Here is a 16996-nt window from a genome sequence, read left to right as displayed (position 1 = left end):
ATGACCTGGATCGCCGCGGTCGCGCGGTTGCGGGCCCGCCGGGAGCCCGGCGTGCTGGTGACCGTCGCGACCGTGCGCGGCCACGCCCCGCGTGACGCCGGTGCCAAACTCGTCGTGGGGCGGACCGGGACCTGGGGCTCGATCGGTGGCGGCAACGTCGAGGCAGTCGCCGTCGACCGGGCCCGGGAGATGATCGCGGCGGCCGCACCGGAACCGGAGATGCTGGACTTCGCCCTCAACGACAAGGTGACCAACCGGCACGGCGTGCAGTGCTGCGGCGGCACCGTCGCCGTGCTGCTCGAACCGCTGCCGGTGGTCCGGGCGGTGGCGGTCTTCGGCGTCGGGCACGTCGGTCTGGAACTGGCCCGGATCCTGGCCCGTCAGGACATCGACCTCCACCTGGTCGACAGCCGCGCCGAGCTCCTGACCGAGGAGCGGCTCGGCGTGCTGTCGGACGCCGTGGCGCAGGTGCACACGCACCACACGCCGCTGCTGCCGGAGGAGGTGCTGGCCGAGCTGCCGCCCGGCACCCACGTCCTGATCATGACCCACGACCACGCCGAGGACGCCGCCCTGTGCGACGCCGCCCTGCGCACGGACCATCTGGGGTCCATCGGACTGATCGGCTCGGCGGCCAAGTGGGCGCGCTTCCGCAAGCGCCTCGCCGGCGAGGGCGGCCACGACGACGCCCTCATCGACCGGATCAAGACCCCGATCGGGCTGGCCGACATCACCGGCAAGGAGCCTGCGACCATCGCCGTGAGCGTGGCGGCCGACCTGCTGCGCACCTTCGAGGCGGACTTCGAGGCGGACCGGCCCTGACCCCTCCGGGGCCCTCGCGGGCCCTTGTGGGAATCTACGAAGCACCGGTCGCAGCCTGCCCGTAGTTCATGTATTCGGCCCCTGGCCGGGTCTCGTCGGCGAGCTGTGTACTGCTCCTACGCATCCTCCCCGTGAAGCGCACCGGCCCGCACGCCGTACTCCCGCACGCTGCCCGCCCAAGAAGGAGCACGCATGACGACCGACACCCTCGAAACCGGCATCCGCGAGTTCGAGCGCGCCTGGATGGACAAGGCCATCGAGCTGGCCACCACCAGCGTCCGCAACGGCGGCGGCCCCTTCGGCGCCCTGATCGCCAAGGGCGGTGAGATCGTCGCCCTCGGCAACAACCAGGTGACCGCCGGCCTCGACCCCACCGCGCACGCCGAGGTCAGCGCCATCCGCGCCGCCTGCAAGGCGCTCGACACGTTCAGCCTGGAAGGCTGCACGCTCGTCACGTCCTGCGAGCCCTGCCCGATGTGCCTCTCCTCGGCCCTGTGGGCCCGGGTCGACCGCCTCGTCTTCTCCGCCGACCGCCACGACGCCGCCGTGGCCGGCTTCGACGACCGCAAGTTCTACGACCTGTTCGAGAAGCGCCCGCAGGCGAACTGGCCCATGACCGTGGAACACCTCGACCTGCCCCACCGCACCCAGCCGTTCGACGCCTGGATCGCCAAGACCGACCGCGTCGACTACTGAGCCCAAGCCTCCCCGAGACTCCGGCCGCCCCACCCGTACGCCCCTGCACCCGTGGCGTATGGGCGGGGCGGCGGCGCGTGCGCAAGGATGGAGGCATGCCCAACCGACTTGCGCAGGCGACGTCCCCCTACCTCCTCCAGCACGCGGAGAACCCGGTCGACTGGTGGCCGTGGGAGGCCGAGGCGTTCGAAGAAGCCCGGCGGCGCGGCGTCCCCGTCCTGCTGAGCGTCGGCTACAGCGCGTGTCACTGGTGCCACGTCATGGCGCACGAGTCGTTCGAGGACGGGCCCACCGCCGAGTACCTCAACTCGCACTTCGTCAGCGTCAAGGTCGACCGCGAGGAGCGCCCCGACGTCGACGCCGTCTACATGGAGGCCGTGCAGGCGGCCACCGGTCAGGGCGGCTGGCCCATGACCGTGTTCCTCACGCCCGACGCGGAGCCCTTCTACTTCGGCACCTACTTCCCGCCCGAGCCCCGGCACGGCATGCCCTCCTTCCGCCAGGTGCTCCAGGGCGTCCAGCAGGCCTGGGCGGAACGGCGCGACGAGGTCGACGAGGTCGCCGGGAAGATCGTGCGGGACCTCGCCGGACGGGAGATCTCCTACGGCGACGCCGAGGCGCCGGGCGAGGAGCAGCTCGGGCAGGCGCTGCTCGGGCTCACCCGGGAGTACGACGAGCGGCGCGGCGGGTTCGGCGGGGCGCCGAAGTTCCCGCCGTCCATGGTGATCGAGTTCCTGCTGCGCCACCACGCCCGCACCGGCGCCGAGGGCGCGCTCCAGATGGCGGCCGACACCTGCGAGCGGATGGCCCGCGGCGGCATCTACGACCAGCTGGGCGGCGGCTTCGCCCGCTACTCCGTGGACCGCGAGTGGGTCGTGCCGCACTTCGAGAAGATGCTGTACGACAACGCGCTGCTGTGCCGCGTGTACGCCCACCTGTGGCGGGCCACCGGCTCGGACCTCGCCCGCCGGGTCGCGCTGGAGACCGCCGACTTCATGGTGCGGGAACTGCGCACCGCCGAGGGCGGGTTCGCCTCCGCGCTGGACGCCGACAGCGACGACGGGACAGGGAAGCACGTGGAGGGCGCCCACTACGTGTGGACGCCCGCGCAGCTCACCGAGGTCCTCGGCGCCGAGGACGCGGAACTGGCCGCGCAGTACTTCGGCGTGACCCAGGAGGGCACCTTCGAGCACGGCGCCTCCGTGCTCCAACTGCCGCAGCAGGAAAGCGTCTTCGACGCCGCGCGGATCGCGTCGGTGCGGGAGCGGCTGCTCGCGGCGCGGGACGGGCGCCCCGCCCCGGGCCGGGACGACAAGGTGGTCGCCGCCTGGAACGGCCTGGCGATCGCCGCCCTCGCCGAGACCGGCGCCTACTTCGAACGCCCCGACCTGGTCGAGGCCGCCGTCGCCGCCGCCGACCTGCTGGTGCGCCTGCACCTGGACGAGCAGGTCAGGCTCACCCGCACCAGCAAGGACGGCCGGGCCGGAGCCAACGCCGGGGTGCTGGAGGACTACGCCGACGTGGCCGAGGGCTTCCTCGCGCTGGCGTCGGTCACCGGGGAGGGCGTCTGGCTGGACTTCGCCGGCTTCCTGCTCGACCACGTACTCACCCGCTTCACGGACGAGTCCGGCTCGCTGTACGACACCGCGGCCGACGCCGAGCGGCTGATCCGCCGCCCGCAGGACCCCACCGACAACGCCACCCCGTCCGGCTGGAGCGCCGCCGCGGGCGCCCTGCTCTCGTACGCAGCGCACACCGGCTCCGCACCCCACCGCGCCGCCGCCGAGCGCGCCCTCGGCGTGGTGAAGGCGCTCGGCCCGCGCGTCCCGCGCTTCATCGGCTGGGGGCTGGCGGCCGCCGAGGCGCTGCTCGACGGCCCGCGCGAGGTCGCCGTGGTCGCCCCGGACCCGGCCGACCCCGCCGCGCGCGGGCTGCACCGTACGGCACTGCTCGGGACCGCGCCCGGGGCGGTCGTCGCCTTCGGGACCGAGGGCAGCGACGAGTTCCCGCTGCTCGCCGACCGGCCCCTGGTGGGCGGGGCACCGGCCGCCTACGTCTGCCGGAACTTCACCTGCGACGCACCGACCACCGACCCGGACCGGCTGCGCACGGCACTGGGCGTCGCCCCGACCGGCTGAGGCGGCCCGCTCACGCGTCCCGGGTGCTGCTCACGGCGCGCTCCACGATCGCCTCCAGTTGCTCGTGGTGCGCGCCCCGCCAGTAGGCGCGGCCGCACGCGGTGCACTGGGCGAAGACGTCGTACGAGCGCCGGGTGCCGCCCTCGAGCTGCTCCGCCACCTCTTCCTTGGTGGCCGTCCTGAGCAGTCCGTTGCAGGCGGTGCACCGCGTCCAGGGGCTGAGCGCGGGCCGGAACCGGTCCAGGACCTCCTGGAGCTGCTCCTCGGGGCGGGTGCTGTAGACGTAGGCGCCGGCCCACAGCTCGCGGCGGCGCAGCAGTCCGCGGTCGCGGCTGAGCAGGACCCGCTTCTCGGCCGCCGACAGCGCGGCGAGCGCCGGGTCGCCGAGGTCCGTCGACTCGTACGCCGTGTCCACGCCGAGCAGCCGCAGCCGGCGGGCGAGGGTACCGAGGTGCACGTCGAGCAGGAACCGCAGGGGAGCGCCGGGAACCCGCTGGGGGTGCCGGACGGGCCGTACGCGCACCGACTCGCCGCCCGCCGGGATGTGGCCGGGCGGCACCTCGCGGCCGTCGACGAGCAGGGCGCCGACCTCGGTCAGCGGGACGCCGAGGGACTCGACGAGATGGCCGAGGGTGGAGACGCCGTCGGTGGCCGCGCCGGCGACGCCGGTGGGGCGGGCGCGCGGGACGAACAGGTGCAGCTCGGGGGCGAACTCGACGTGGATCTCGGGACCGTTCACCCGGTCAGGATGCCACGGGGCCGGGTCCGGGCCTCAGTCTTTTCGAGGGCCCTCCCGACGGTCCTCCCGATGGCCTCCCCGGTCGCCCTCCCGATCGCTTTCCCGGTCGCTTTCCCGGAGGGCGGGGAGCCCGTTCTCCAGGGCGTCCAGGGCGCGGTCGACCAGCTCTGCCAGGCTCTCCTCGTGGTCGTGCTCGGCCCAGTACCTGGAGACCTCCATCAGGCCGCCGACCAGGGACATCGACACGATCCTGACCTCGAGGCCGTCCGGGGCGAGACCGGTGCGGTCGGCGATGGCGCGGGCGAGCATCCGGCCGGTGTCCGACATGTTCTCCAGCATGCGCGCCCGCACCGCGGGGACCTCGGCCAGCAGCCGCGTCCGCAGCCGGATCAGCTCGGCCTCCTCACCGGCGCCGAGACCGAGGGCCTTGCGCAGCACGTGCCGCAGGGAGTCCGACCACGGTTCCCCCGCGGGCCGGGCGGCGAGTTCCGCGGCCATGACCGGGTCGTACTCGTCCGTGAGGACGATGTCCTCCCTGGTCGGGAAGTAGCGCAGCACGGTCGACGGCGACACTTCGGCGCGCTCGGCGATCTGCTCGACCGTCGTGGCCTCGTACCCCTGCTGACGGATCAGCCCGTAGGTCGCGGCGCGGATCGCCTCACGGGTCCTGGTCTTCTTCCGCTCCCGCAGGCCCGGCCGCGGGGCCCCGGCGGGGGAGGGGGCGGAACGTGCGGCGGTCATGGGGATCATTGTCGGCCACACGACGGCCCAGAGGCGACCGTGCGACGACACCCCCTAGTACGCGACCAGCGAGATCCCCACGTAGTGCGCGATGAAGGCGGCCAGCGTGAAGGAGTGGAACACCTCGTGGAAGCCGAACCAGCGCGGTGACGGGTTGGGGCGCTTGAGGCCGTAGATCACGCCGCCCGCGCTGTAGAGCAGGCCGCCGACGATCACCAGGACCAGGACGGCGACGCCGCCGGCCCGCATGAACTCGGGCAGGTAGAAGACGGCCGCCCAGCCCATGGCGAGGTAGCACGGGGTGTAGAGCCAGCGTGGGGCGCCGACCCAGAAGACGCGGAAGACGATGCCGGCCGCGGCGGCCGCCCAGATGCCCCACAGCAGCCACTCGCCCTTGGCACCGGGCAGCAGCAGCATCGTGAGCGGGGTGTAGGTGCCCGCGATGATCAGGAAGATGTTGGCGTGGTCGAGGCGGCGCAGGACGCCGTCCATGCGCGGGCTCCAGTCGCCCCGGTGGTAGAGCGCGCTGACGCCGAACAGCAGGCAGGCGGTAAGGACGTAGACACCGCAGGCTATGCGGGCCTCGGACGTCTCGGCGAGGGCGGTGAGCACCAGTCCGGCGACCAGGACGGCGGGGAACATGCCGAGATGCAGCCAACCGCGCAGCTTCGGCTTGACCGGATGCGGGAGAGAGAGCGCCACGGGCCCGCGGCCGCCGGCCGGCAGGTCCCTGGGCGCGTCGGGGACGGACGCAGTCATGAGCGCATCGTACCTACGGTTCCGTAAGTTACGTATCAGTACGGACGTATGACGAACGGCGAGTGGCCATCGTCTCACGGGAGACCCGGTGGGGCACCTCCGGTCCGGACACGTGGCGATCCTCACTCCGCTCAGTTGTGACGCCCTCTGGACAGATGGGCGCACACGTCGGATGATCAAATGAGTGCGGTCGACACCGGATGAGCGCCCACGAGGCACACGTCACGCATCCGGGTCGCAGCCCCCACGGGGCCTCCAACAAAAAACCCCTCATCTAGGAGCAATCGTGGCGCGCGACATCGCGGCTCCCCCCGTCCCCACCAACCACCAGGAACTGATCTCGTGGGTGAACGAGATCGCCGAACTGACCCAGCCGGACGCAGTGGTCTGGTGCGACGGATCCGAGGCCGAGTACGAGCGCCTGTGCGGGGAGCTCGTCGAGAAGGGGACCTTCCGCAAACTCGACCCGATCAAGCGCCCCAACTCGTACTACGCGGCCTCCGACCCCACCGACGTCGCGCGCGTCGAGGACCGGACCTTCATCTGCTCCGCCAAGGAGGAGGACGCCGGCCCCACCAACCACTGGAAGGACCCCGCCGAGATGCGGGCCATCTTCACCGGTGACAAGGGAGAAGGCGGGCTGTTCCGCGGCTCCATGCGCGGCCGGACCATGTACGTCGTGCCCTTCTGCATGGGCCCCCTCGGCTCCCCGCTCTCCGCGCTCGGCGTCGAGATCACCGACTCCGCGTACGTCGCCGCCTCCATGCGCACCATGACCCGCATGGGACAGCCGGTCCTGGACGAGCTGGGCGACGAGGGCTTCTTCGTCAAGGCCGTGCACTCCGTCGGCGCCCCGCTGGAGCCCGGCCAGGCGGACGTCCCCTGGCCCTGCAACAGCACCAAGTACATCTCGCACTTCCCCGAGGACCGCGAGATCTGGTCCTACGGCTCCGGCTACGGCGGCAACGCCCTGCTCGGCAAGAAGTGCTACGCCCTGCGCATCGCCTCCGTCATGGCCCGCGACGAGGGCTGGCTCGCCGAGCACATGCTGGTGCTGAAGCTGACGCCGCCCACCGGTGCGCCCAAGTACGTCGCCGCCGCCTTCCCGTCGGCCTGCGGCAAGACCAACCTCGCCATGCTGGAGCCCACGATCTCCGGCTGGACCGTGGAGACCATCGGCGACGACATCGCCTGGATGCGCTTCGGCGAGGACGGCCGCCTGTACGCCATCAACCCCGAGGCCGGCTTCTTCGGCGTCGCGCCCGGCACCGGTGAGCACACCAACGCCAACGCCATGAAGACCCTGTGGGGCAACTCGGTCTTCACCAACGTCGCCCTGACCGACGACGGCGACGTGTGGTGGGAGGGCATGACCGAGGAGACCCCGGCCCACCTCACCGACTGGAAGGGCAACGACTGGACGCCCGAGTCCGGCACCCCGGCCGCGCACCCCAACGCCCGTTTCACCACGCCCGCCGCGCAGTGCCCGATCATCGCGCCGGAGTGGGAGGACCCCAGGGGCGTGCCGATCTCGGCGATCCTCTTCGGCGGGCGCCGCGCTACCGCCGTACCGCTGGTCACCGAGTCCTTCGACTGGAACCACGGCGTCTTCCTCGGCGCCAACGTGGCCTCCGAGAAGACCGCCGCCGCCGAGGGCAAGGTCGGCGAGCTGCGCCGCGACCCCTTCGCCATGCTGCCGTTCTGCGGCTACAACATGGGCGACTACATGGGGCACTGGGTCGACGTGGCCAAGGACAAGGACCAGTCCAAGCTGCCGAAGATCTACTACGTCAACTGGTTCCGCAAGGACGACGCGGGCAGGTTCGTCTGGCCCGGCTTCGGCGAGAACGGCCGCGTCCTGAAGTGGATCGTGGAGCGCCTGGAGGGCAGGGCCGACGGCGTCGAGACCCCGATCGGCGTGCTGCCGACCAAGGAGTCCCTCGACACCGACGGACTCGACCTCGCCGACGCCGACCTGGAGTTCCTGCTCAGCGTGGACAAGGAGGTCTGGCGCGAGGAGGCGGCACTCGTCCCCGAGCACCTGAACACCTTCGGCGACCACACGCCCGCCGAGCTGTGGGACCAGTACCGGGCGCTGGTGCGGCGCCTGGGCTGAGCACCGTCCCCACCCAGCTCCGTGGCCGGTCCGACTAGCCCTGACCCGCGAAGTCGTCACGAAGGCCGGTCACGTAGGGGGTCTCCCCGCGCTCCAGTAGCTCTTCGCACCCCGGAGCGCGGGGAAGCCCCGCTCGGGCCGGGTCCCCGCACAACGGCGTGCGACGGACCCGGCCCTTCGGCGCGTCCGGGCCGGCCCTTCGGCGCGTCCGGATCCGGTCCTTCGGCGCGTCCGGTCCCGCCCGGCATCGCGGCCGGTACGGCGGTCGGCGCTCCGAGCGGTCCTCCGGGCGCCGGTGGTGCCGTCAGACCCGGCCCTCGTCCGCGGCCGCCGGTCCGTAGTCCTGGTACCAGTGGACGTCGAACCAGCGGGCCGTGGAGAACGGGTGGTCCGGCTCGGTGAGCATGCGGTGGACGAACTCCCCGGTCGGACCGTCGAACCGCTCCCAGGAGTCGGGGACGTCCTCCTTCGCCAGTACGGGCCACCTGTCCGGGTCGGGGTCCCCGGTGAGCCAGTAGAACCCGTCCGCCTGCTCGGTGCTCGCCCACTGCAGCAGCCCGCCGGGAGCCGGATACACCGGGTACGGCTCCCACAGGCGGCTGCCGTGCGTGCGGGCCCACTCCCCGAGCCACTCGGTGTGCCGGACGAGGTCCGTGCTCCGGTCGTGCGCGTCGGGCACCTGGAGTTGCAGGTAGCCGTCGAAGGCACCGGCGCCGCCGAAGATCTCGACGAGCCGCTTGTAGTCGCCGGGCAGCGGCGTCCCGAGCCGTGCCTCCACCGCCGGCCAGTCGACCGCCCGGGCCCGCGCCGTCTCCCACCCGGTGACGGCGACGATCCCGTCCACCCAGGTCGCGGGCGCGCTCGCCCCTGCCGCGGGGTCCGCCCGCTCGGCGACGAGCACCACGGGCCGGACGGCACCGTCCGCATCGTCGGCGCGCACCGTGCCGCAGCCGATCCACCGGTCCCCGTACGCCCACGCCCGCATCTCGACGATCCGCTCCCCGAACGGCGTGCGGAGCGGCAGCCCGGCCGACCCGCCCGCCGCCTCGGTGGTGGTGCCGGTGACGAGGCGGAGCGGCTCCCCGAACCGCGAGCCGATCGCTTCCTCGATACCGGGCAGCCCGGCCCCCGCGGGCGGCACCAGGCACACGTGCCCCGTGCCGTGCCCCGCCGTCCCGCACACCGGCGGGCCCATGCGCTGCGCGGTCAGCCGGTGGACGGCCGCCAGCAGCCCCTCGAGACCGTCCCCGCTCACCGGGCGCCGCCCTGCGCCGTCCGGTCGGTGTCCAGGTCGCCTTCCAGGACCGTCCGGCTGATCAGCGGGCGGTCCCACAGGGACAGGAGCTCGTTGGCGAGGGCGATGATCCGCGGCGGGTGGTGTTCGCCCCGCACCTCGATGTGGGCCGCCAGCAGACTCCGGGGGACGGCGCCCGCGTCGAGCAGCACGCGCCACTCCTCGGGGCCGAGGCGCAGGTACTCCAGACGCGTCAGCCCGGCGATCTCCAGCGGGTCGGCGAGCGCGCCCGGGCAGGCGTCGAGGGTCCGCAGCCGGGGGAGTCCGGCGACCGGGGCGAGGCTGCGCGGCTCGCCCTCCCGCCCGCCGAGCACGAGTACCTCCAGCTCGGGACGGGCGACGGCCGACACGTCGTCGCCGAGGACGTTCAGCCGGGCGACCACCGGCGGTCTGTCCCAGTCCCGGCCCGGGTGCCACTCCGCCCGGCCGTTCACCACCATGTCGGTGAGGGACTCGGCGAGCAGTCCGGCGCCGATGCTGTCCTCGTGGCCGATCATGACGACCTGCCCGGTGTGCCCGCCCGGCCCCGGGGTCAGGTCGAGGGCGAGCCGGTCGCCGCCGCCGTTGTCGCCGAAGGCGATCCAGCCGGGCGAGCCGACGAGGCCCTGCACGGCGGCGTCCGGTGCGGTGACGGCGGCGTCCGTGGCGGCGAACTGCCACAGGCACGGGCGGGACCGTGCGTCCGCGACGTACAACTGGTCCAGGGGGAGCAGCTCACAGCCGACCGCGTCGACGACGCGCTCCTGTGCCGCGTAGTCGCCGCGCCAGTCCTGCCACCGTGCCCGGACCACGCGGTAGAGCGCCTTGAGCTCGTCGGGCAGCGTGACACCGAGGCGGGTCTGAGCCTCGGCGATCTCCGCCTCGGTCGCACCGACGGCGTCGGGTAGCCGCTCGCGCAGGGTCCGCTCCAGCAGCGCGGGGTCCGCCGACGGTGCCGGGAGCGCCCCCGGCACCGCTTCGGGCAGCCGCCGCCAGGGCTCGGGGACCGCCCCCTCGACCAGCACCAGGGTCCCGACGAAGGGGCTGACGAGGCCGTGCTCCACGGCGGGGCCGGAGTCGACGACGTGGAGCGCGGTCCTCCCGTCCACGCGCGTCTCGACCATGAACGACACGGATTGCCTGCCGTGGGCCCTCAGGGCGGCCTGGACCGCCTCCACGGCGGAGAACTCGTCCTGCATGTCCTCCACCAGCGACGCGCGCCCCGGTGCGGGGTGCGGCCGCCGCACGGGCACGCTCCACCCGCCGAGACCGATCTGCCCCATGACGTGACCCCCGGGCCCGGCGAGCCGCTCCGGGTGGGACGCCCGCACGAGCCGCAGCAACGGCTCCCAGGTCGCGAAGTCGTGTATCGAGGACAACGGCGTTCTCCGTCCGCTCGCTCGGTGGGCCGGCCGCCGGGCCGCCGGCGCCCCTGATCACCTTGACGCGGGGCGATCCTAGGCGCGCCCACCGACAACGCCCCGGTGGGCGACGGGCATGCGCCGCTCTGCGCGCGGTACCCGAGGGGCCGGAACCGCGGAGAACAGGAAGAGGAAGGAGGGACCCGCCATGGCAGACGGTGGTGACTTCTACTCGCGTGACCGGCCGCGGGAGCCCGACCCGCAACTGAGGGAGGACCGCCCGCGCGGTGGTGGTCCGGAGGATCCGCACCAGCGGGGCAACTGGCCCGTGTGGGCGATCGTTCTCGCGATCATCCTGGTCTTCGTCGTCCTGACGGTGATCTTCGGCTGACCGGCGGACGGAGGATGTGTGGCACCCGGTCCGCGCGTCGCTGCGGGTGCGCGCGGACCGGGGCCGTTCGGGGGCCCGGGAGGGCTCAGCGGGACGCGAGCGGGCGCGGCTCCAGGGCCGCGGAGTGCGCGTCCATGCGCTCGGCGGTCAGGATCGCGACCGCCGTGTCGGCGCGGGAGGCCGCGACCACCAGGGCGCGGGCCGCCAGGGTGTGCGCCCGCCGGTGCAGGGCCGCCGGACGCGGCTCCTGGCGGGTGGCGGCGACCTGCAGCCGGACCGGCGCCTGACCTCCCCGCAGCCGGGTCACCTGCTCGGCCAGCCGCTCGGCGGCGGCGTCCAGGCCGGTGTCGGGCGCCAGCGCGCGCAGTTCGTCGGTGACGGCGAGCAGCGCCGCGAGATGGCCGGCGAGCTGGATGTCCAGCTCATCGTCCCGGGATCGGCCGGGGAAGTCCGTGGTGGTGCCGGCCATCGTGCTGTGGACCGACTTGCTGCGGATCGGCTCGTACATGGATGGCCTCCTGAGTGCTTCAGGAAGCCATCCTACATTAGATCTAATCTAAAGTTGATGGTGTTCGGGGTTCAGGGCTGGCTGTACCCGTCCAGGAAGTTCCCGATCCGGTCCACCGCCTCGCGCAGGTCCGCGGCCGTCGGCAGGGTCACCACCCGGAAGTGGTCGGGCTCGGGCCAGTTGAAGCCGGTGCCCTGGACGACCATGATCTTCTCCTGGCGCAGCAGGTCCAGGACCATCCGCCGGTCGTCCTTGATCTTGAAGACCTTGGGGTCGAGCCGCGGGAAGAGGTACAGCGCACCCTTCGGCTTCACGCAGGTCACGCCGGGAATGCTGGTCAGTGCCTCGTGGGCGGCGTCGCGCTGCTCGCGCAGCCGCCCGCCCGGCAGCACCAGCTCGTTGATGGTCTGCCGCCCGCTGAGCGCCGCGACCACGCCGTGCTGGCCCGGCATGTTGGCGCACAGGCGCATGTTCGCCAGGATCGTCAGGCCCTCGATGTAGGACTCGGCGTGCGCGCGCGGCCCGGAGATCGACATCCAGCCGACCCGGTAACCGGCCACCCGGTACGCCTTCGACATGCCGTTGAAGGTGAGGGTGAGCAGGTCGGGGGCGATCGCGGCGGTCGGGGTGTGGGTGGCGTCGTCGTAGAGGATCTTGTCGTAGATCTCGTCCGAGCAGACCAGCAGGTTGTGCCGGCGGGCGATGTCCGTCAGTCCGCGCAGCATCGCGTCGTCGTAGACCGCGCCCGTCGGGTTGTTCGGATTGATGATCACCAGGGCCTTGGTGCGGTCGGTGATCTTCCGCTCCACGTCCGCGAGGTCGGGCATCCAGTCGGACTGCTCGTCGCAGCGGTAGTGCACCGCCGTACCGCCGGACAGTGAGACGGCGGCCGTCCACAGCGGGTAGTCGGGGGCCGGGACGAGGACCTCGTCGCCGTCGTCGAGCAGGCCCTGCATCGCCATCACGATCAGCTCGGAGACGCCGTTGCCGATGAAGACGTGCTCGACGTCCGTCTCGATGCCGAGGGTCTGGTTGTGCATGACGACCGCCCGGCGCGCCGCCAGCAGGCCCTTCGCGTCGCCGTAGCCGTGCGCCGTGGAGACGTTGCGGAGGATGTCCTCCAGGATCTCCGGCGGGCACTCGAAGCCGAAGGCCGCCGGATTGCCGGTGTTCAGCTTCAGGATGCGGTGCCCGGCCGCCTCCAGCCGCATCGCCTCCTCGAGCACCGGGCCCCGGATCTCGTAACAGACGTTGGCGAGCTTGGTCGACTGGATCACCTGCATGTCCGCGAGCTTACGACCCGGTTACGGCCCATGGGCCGTGTCTTCCACCACGTGAGATGCCCCGTCCGGGTGGTCGCGGCCGCCGGTGACGGTGCCCGGCGGGCCGGTTCGCGCCAACTGGCGGCCGGTTACCGGCCCTTGTCCGCACCCCTCTCCGTCATGAGAATGCTCATGACAATACGGCGCCGCCCGGACGACCTCCGGCCGGTGCCCTCCAAAGAGGGGACCCCCACATGAACAAGCCTCTCCTTGCCGCGCTCGCCACCCTGGCCGTCACCGGGGTCGGCGTGGCACCGGCGGCCGCGTCACCCGCGGCTCCCGCGTCACCCGCGGCTCCCGCGGCTTCCGTGTCACCCGCGGCTCCCGCCGTCCGCGCCGTGTCCTTCGCCGGCACCGTCGCGCTCAGCAACTGCTCCGGCTCGGTCGTGCGCCTGCCCGCCTCCGAGGACGACGACCCGGCGCTGGTCATGTCCAACGGCCACTGCCTGGAGACCGGCTTCCCGGCGGCCGGCGAGGTCGTCGTGGACCAGCCCTCCAGCCGCACCTTCGGGCTGCTCAACGCCTCCGGCACCCGCGTCGGCACCCTGCGGGCCGGCAAGATCGCCTACGCGACGATGACCGACACGGACGTCTCGCTCTACCAGCTCACCAGCACGTACGCCCAGATCCGCGGCTCCTACGGGATCAGCCCGCTCACCCTCGACGACACCCGTCCCACGGCCGGCACCGCGATCACCGTCGTCTCCGGCTACTGGAAGCGCACCTACGCCTGCGACGTCGACGGGTTCGCCTACCGCCTGAAGGAGGGGGAATGGACCTGGAAGGACTCGGTCCGCTACACCTCCGCCTGCCGGACCATAGGCGGCACCTCCGGATCACCCGTCGTCGACAACGCCACCGGCAAGGTCGTCGCCGTCAACAACACGGGCAACGAGGACGGCGGGCGCTGCACCGACAACAACCCCTGCGAGGTCGCCGAGGACGGCACCGTCACGGTCCGCGAGGGCATCAACTACGGCCAGCAGACCCATCGGATCCCCGCCTGCTTCGCCCTCGACAACAAGCTCGACCTCTCGCGCAGCGGCTGCGCCCTGCCCAAGCCGTAGGGGCAGGCCCGGCGGGCCCCGCCGGGCCTGCCCGGGCTCAGCGCGCAACCCGGCGCACCGACCGTCCGGCCAGCACGTCGGTGCGCCGCCCGTCCTCCATCACGAAACGCCCGTCGACCAGCACGTACGGGATGCCCGTAGGCAGCACCCGCGGCTCGTCGAACGAGCTGCCCGCGGCCACCGTCGCCGGGTCGAAGAGCACCAGGTCGGCCCGGTACCCCTCGCGGACCAGACCCCGGTCCGGCAGCCGCAGCCGGGCCGCCGGGCGTGAGGTGAGGTGGGCGACGCACTCCTCCAGCGGGAGCACGCCCAGCTCGCGCACGTAGTGGCCCAGGTAGTGCGGGAAGGTGCCGTAGGCGCGCGGGTGCGGCTTGGCGCCCTGGAGGATGCCGTCCGAGCCGCCGGTGTGGACCCGGTGCCGCATGATCGCGCGCACGTTCTCCTCGTGGCCGACGTGCTGGAGGATGGTCGGCGCCAGCCGGTCGGCGAGCAGCAGGTGCCGGGCGACCGTCCACGGGCTCTCGCCGCGCAGCCGCGCCGACTCCAGTACCGTGCGGCCGACGTACTCGGCGAGCGCCGGGTCGCCCGTGCCGGAGATCTCGATCGTCTCCCACTCCATGGGCACGCCGTGGGAGCCGTCGGAGCCGATCACCTCCATGTGGTGCCGGATGCGCTCGGCGGTGTCGTCGTCCGCCAGCCGCTTCAGGATCTGCTCCGGTCCGCCCTCGCTCGCCCAGCTCGGCAGCAGTGCCACGAGGGTGGTGCAGCCGGGGGTGTACGGGTAGGTGTCGAGGGTGATGTCGGCGCCGCCCGCGAGTGCCTCGTCGAGCAGGGTCAGCAGCTCGGGCGCCTTGCCCTTGTTCACGCCGAAGTTCATGGTGGCGTGCGCCAGGTGCAGCGGGCAGCCCGCCTCCCGGGTCAGCTCCACCATCTCCTCGTACGCCTTCAGGGCCCCCGCCCCGTACGAGCGGTGGTGCGGGCAGTAGTAGCCGCCGTACGACGCCACCACCCGGCACAGCTCGGTCAGCTCGGCGTCCTTGGCGTACATCCCGGGCGTGTAGGTCAGCCCCGACGACAGGCCGACCGCGCCCTGCTCCAGGCCCTCGGCGACCAGGCGCCGCATGTGCTCCAGCTCCGCCTCGGTCGCCTCCCGGTCGTCCCAGCCGACGGCGAGGGCGCGCACCGTGCCCTGCGGGATCAGGTACGCGGCGTTGACCGCGATGCCCCGGTCGAGCCGGTCCAGGTACTCGCCGACCGACCGCCAGTCGAAGTCGACGTCGTCCCCGTGGCCGTTCCACCCGGCGATCGCCCGGCGCACCTCGCCGAGGGTGCGGTCGTCGACCGGTGCGTACGACAGCCCGTCCTGGCCGATGACCTCCAGGGTGACGCCCTGGGCGGCCTTGGCGCTGTGGTCCGGGTCCCGCAGCAGCGCCAGGTCGCTGTGGGCGTGCATGTCGATGAAGCCGGGGGACAGGACCAGGCCCTCGGCGTCCAGCTCCCGGCGCGCCTCGGGGCGCTGGCAGCCGGCGGCCGCCGCCTCCTTGACGATCGAGACGATCCGGCCGCCGTCGACCACGACGTCGGCTCGGTAGGAGTCGCCGCCGGAGCCGTCCACGACGTCGGCGTCCCTGATGACCAGCTCTTCCATGCCTGACTCCTCCTGGGTCCCGGGTCCTCTAGAAGAACGTGCGGATGTAGTCGACGACCGTCCCGTCCGCCTGTGCGACCGGGATCAGCTGCCACTTGTCGAAGGAGGTGCACGGGTGGGACAGGCCCGCCCCGACCCAGTCGCCCACCGCCAGGTCCGCCTCCCCGCTCGTGCGCAGCCAGGCGTGCTGGTCGGACAGACCGGTCACCTCGACGCCGGTCGCAGGGCGCTCGGGGCCGCCGTCCGCGGGGCGCACCACCTGGGCGAAGGGCAGGTGCAGGTCGTACGCCGCGTCCCGCTTGCCCGCGTTGGTGAACGCCTGCTCGGGGGAGGGGCGGGAGACGACCTGGCTCCACAGCCGGAACGCGGGCTCCAGGGCGCCCTCCTCGGGGACCCGGTTGAAGGGGGTCAGCTCGCGGTAGTGGCCGTCGTCGTGGGAGACGTACGCGCCCGAGCGCAGCAGCTTCAGGACGGGCAGCGAGAGGCCGGGGACCTCGGCGAACACGTCGGCGACCGCGTCGAACCAGGCGCTGCCGCCCGCGCTCAGCACGATCTCCTCCAGCCCGTCGAACCGCCCGGCCCTGTCGAAGTCGACGGCCAGCGCGACCAGCCGCCGCAGCCACGCGTGCACGCGCTCCGGGTCGGCGTCCGGCACCTCGCCCTCGTACCCGGCGACCCCGGCCAGCCGCAGCGTCCGCGCGCCGGCCACCGCGTCGGCGACCGCCGCGCACCCGGCCTCGGTGCGCACGCCGGTCCGGGCACCCGCACCGGCGGCCAGCTCGACCACGACGTCCAGCGGGCGGGCGGCGCCCGCGTCCGTCAGGGCCGCGTCCATCAGCTCGACGCCGCGCACGGAGTCGGCGTAGCAGACGAAGCGGAAGCCGGGGTCGGCGTCCAGCTCGGCGGAGATCCAGCGCAGGGCGGCGGCGTCGACCAGCTCGTTGGCCAGGAAGACCCGCTGAACGCCGAACGCCCGCGCCACCCGTACCTGGTGCGGCACGGCCAGGGTGATGCCCCAGGCGCCGTGCTCGATCTGGCGGTGGAAGAGCTGCGGCGCCATGGAGGTCTTGCCGTGCGGCGCGAAGGCGAGGCCGTGCCGGGCGGAGTACGTCTCCATGAGCTTCAGGTTGTGCTCCAGGCGCTCGGCGGACAGCGCGAGGACGGGGGTGGTGAAACCGCCGGTGAAGAGGTTGCGGCGCTGTCCGGCCAGCTCGGCGAGGGGCAGGCCGTAGGCGTCCGGCGGGAGGCCCTTGAAGCGGTGGTCGACACGCTCCTCGGCCAGCTCGGCGAGGGCTTCGCGGCCGCCTGCGGGGCCGTTGTCGAGGGCCATGGAGCCTCCCTGGTCTGATCCGTTGCAAATCCTGCAACGATCGTTGCGTATATCGCTTACTGCTGTCTAACATCTCGGCGAACGC

General features: G+C 72.8%; 15 protein-coding genes. 6 read left to right on the top strand and 9 right to left on the bottom strand.

Annotated elements, in window-relative coordinates; all coding sequences use genetic code 11:
- The 3 genes from xdhC to R2E43_RS13645 all read left to right on the top strand — a co-directional run bounded on the left by xdhC (position 1) and on the right by R2E43_RS13645 (position 3656).
- Positions 1–822 (top strand): xanthine dehydrogenase accessory protein XdhC, encoded by an 822-nt coding sequence (xdhC, locus tag R2E43_RS13655; RefSeq protein ID WP_079021150.1) that lies wholly within the window; start codon positions 1–3, stop codon positions 820–822.
- 192 nt (positions 823–1014) lie between these two features.
- Complete coding sequence (locus R2E43_RS13650) at positions 1015–1518, top strand: nucleoside deaminase (protein ID WP_003974003.1); 504 nt, start codon at positions 1015–1017, stop codon at positions 1516–1518.
- Positions 1519–1613: 95 nt separating this feature from the next.
- Positions 1614–3656 carry a thioredoxin domain-containing protein gene (locus tag R2E43_RS13645; protein ID WP_210983869.1) on the top strand — a complete coding sequence of 681 codons (2043 nt, stop codon included), beginning with the start codon at positions 1614–1616 and terminating at the stop codon, positions 3654–3656.
- 10 nt (positions 3657–3666) lie between these two features.
- Here R2E43_RS13645 and R2E43_RS13640 read toward each other — a convergent pair whose 3' ends face one another.
- The 3 genes from R2E43_RS13640 to trhA are packed head-to-tail and all read right to left on the bottom strand — an operon-like array spanning position 3667 to position 5895.
- Positions 3667–4395 (bottom strand): Mut7-C RNAse domain-containing protein, encoded by a 729-nt coding sequence (locus R2E43_RS13640; protein WP_189284807.1) that lies wholly within the window; start codon positions 4393–4395, stop codon positions 3667–3669.
- Between the two features lie 33 nt (positions 4396–4428).
- The gene (locus tag R2E43_RS13635; RefSeq protein ID WP_093456893.1) at positions 4429–5136 is read right to left on the bottom strand and encodes an acyl-CoA-like ligand-binding transcription factor; all 708 of its coding nucleotides are present in this window, start codon (positions 5134–5136) and stop codon (positions 4429–4431) included.
- Positions 5137–5190: 54 nt separating this feature from the next.
- Positions 5191–5895: a PAQR family membrane homeostasis protein TrhA gene (gene trhA / locus R2E43_RS13630; protein ID WP_003973999.1), complete on the bottom strand. Its 705-nt coding sequence runs from the start codon at positions 5893–5895 to the stop codon at positions 5191–5193.
- 286 nt (positions 5896–6181) lie between these two features.
- On the opposite strand from trhA, the gene R2E43_RS13625 reads away from it, so the two are divergent.
- A complete protein-coding gene (locus R2E43_RS13625) occupies positions 6182–8011 on the top strand; it encodes a phosphoenolpyruvate carboxykinase (GTP) (protein ID WP_003973998.1) in 1830 nt (609 codons plus the stop codon).
- Between the two features lie 304 nt (positions 8012–8315).
- On the opposite strand, the gene R2E43_RS13620 is transcribed toward R2E43_RS13625, so the two are convergent.
- The gene (locus R2E43_RS13620; RefSeq protein WP_003973997.1) at positions 8316–9266 is read right to left on the bottom strand and encodes an SMI1/KNR4 family protein; all 951 of its coding nucleotides are present in this window, start codon (positions 9264–9266) and stop codon (positions 8316–8318) included.
- Positions 9263–10663 carry an SMI1/KNR4 family protein gene (locus R2E43_RS13615; protein WP_332056236.1) on the bottom strand — a complete coding sequence of 467 codons (1401 nt, stop codon included), beginning with the start codon at positions 10661–10663 and terminating at the stop codon, positions 9263–9265. Before R2E43_RS13615 ends, R2E43_RS13620 begins: the two co-directional genes overlap by 4 nt.
- Positions 10664–10853: 190 nt before the next feature.
- On the opposite strand from R2E43_RS13615, the gene R2E43_RS13610 reads away from it, so the two are divergent.
- Positions 10854–11036 (top strand): hypothetical protein, encoded by a 183-nt coding sequence (locus tag R2E43_RS13610; RefSeq protein WP_003973995.1) that lies wholly within the window; start codon positions 10854–10856, stop codon positions 11034–11036.
- Positions 11037–11121: 85 nt separating this feature from the next.
- On the opposite strand, the gene R2E43_RS13605 is transcribed toward R2E43_RS13610, so the two are convergent.
- Both R2E43_RS13605 and R2E43_RS13600 read right to left on the bottom strand, forming a co-directional pair.
- A complete protein-coding gene (locus tag R2E43_RS13605; RefSeq protein WP_003973994.1) occupies positions 11122–11544 on the bottom strand; it encodes an SCO4983 family protein in 423 nt (140 codons plus the stop codon).
- A 71-nt stretch (positions 11545–11615) separates the two neighbouring features.
- Positions 11616–12827: a pyridoxal phosphate-dependent aminotransferase gene (locus R2E43_RS13600; protein ID WP_003973993.1), complete on the bottom strand. Its 1212-nt coding sequence runs from the start codon at positions 12825–12827 to the stop codon at positions 11616–11618.
- A 233-nt stretch (positions 12828–13060) separates the two neighbouring features.
- On the opposite strand from R2E43_RS13600, the gene R2E43_RS13595 reads away from it, so the two are divergent.
- Positions 13061–13933, top strand: a complete 873-nt coding sequence (locus R2E43_RS13595) for a S1 family peptidase (protein WP_332056235.1) — start codon at positions 13061–13063, stop codon at positions 13931–13933.
- Between the two features lie 37 nt (positions 13934–13970).
- On the opposite strand, the gene R2E43_RS13590 is transcribed toward R2E43_RS13595, so the two are convergent.
- Entirely contained in the window at positions 13971–15581 is a 1611-nt protein-coding gene (locus tag R2E43_RS13590) for an N-acyl-D-amino-acid deacylase family protein (protein ID WP_003973991.1), read from the bottom strand.
- Positions 15582–15609: 28 nt separating this feature from the next.
- Positions 15610–16911 (bottom strand): amino acid deaminase, encoded by a 1302-nt coding sequence (locus tag R2E43_RS13585; RefSeq protein WP_332056234.1) that lies wholly within the window; start codon positions 16909–16911, stop codon positions 15610–15612.
- Positions 16912–16996: the final 85 nt, after the last annotated feature.

Origin of the sequence: Streptomyces violaceoruber (assembly GCF_033406955.1) — a bacterium.
Lineage (GTDB): Bacteria > Actinomycetota > Actinomycetes > Streptomycetales > Streptomycetaceae > Streptomyces > Streptomyces violaceoruber.
The sequence above is the reverse complement of the archived record's forward strand: the minus strand, read 5'-3'. Positions and strand labels throughout refer to the sequence as shown.

What these genes read in the sequence shown, in the direction of transcription:
- xdhC (WP_079021150.1), top strand. Translation starts at nt 1, where the DNA reads ATGACCTGGATCGCCGCGGTCGCGCGGTTGCGGGCCCGCCGGGAGCCC.
- R2E43_RS13650 (WP_003974003.1), top strand. Translation starts at nt 1,015, where the DNA reads ATGACGACCGACACCCTCGAAACCGGCATCCGCGAGTTCGAGCGCGCC.
- R2E43_RS13645 (WP_210983869.1), top strand. Translation starts at nt 1,614, where the DNA reads ATGCCCAACCGACTTGCGCAGGCGACGTCCCCCTACCTCCTCCAGCAC.
- R2E43_RS13635 (WP_093456893.1), bottom strand. Translation starts at nt 5,136, where the DNA reads ATGACCGCCGCACGTTCCGCCCCCTCCCCCGCCGGGGCCCCGCGGCCG.
- trhA (WP_003973999.1), bottom strand. Translation starts at nt 5,895, where the DNA reads ATGACTGCGTCCGTCCCCGACGCGCCCAGGGACCTGCCGGCCGGCGGC.
- R2E43_RS13610 (WP_003973995.1), top strand. Translation starts at nt 10,854, where the DNA reads ATGGCAGACGGTGGTGACTTCTACTCGCGTGACCGGCCGCGGGAGCCC.
- R2E43_RS13605 (WP_003973994.1), bottom strand. Translation starts at nt 11,544, where the DNA reads ATGTACGAGCCGATCCGCAGCAAGTCGGTCCACAGCACGATGGCCGGC.
- R2E43_RS13600 (WP_003973993.1), bottom strand. Translation starts at nt 12,827, where the DNA reads ATGCAGGTGATCCAGTCGACCAAGCTCGCCAACGTCTGTTACGAGATC.
- R2E43_RS13595 (WP_332056235.1), top strand. Translation starts at nt 13,061, where the DNA reads ATGAACAAGCCTCTCCTTGCCGCGCTCGCCACCCTGGCCGTCACCGGG.
- R2E43_RS13590 (WP_003973991.1), bottom strand. Translation starts at nt 15,581, where the DNA reads ATGGAAGAGCTGGTCATCAGGGACGCCGACGTCGTGGACGGCTCCGGC.
- R2E43_RS13585 (WP_332056234.1), bottom strand. Translation starts at nt 16,911, where the DNA reads ATGGCCCTCGACAACGGCCCCGCAGGCGGCCGCGAAGCCCTCGCCGAG.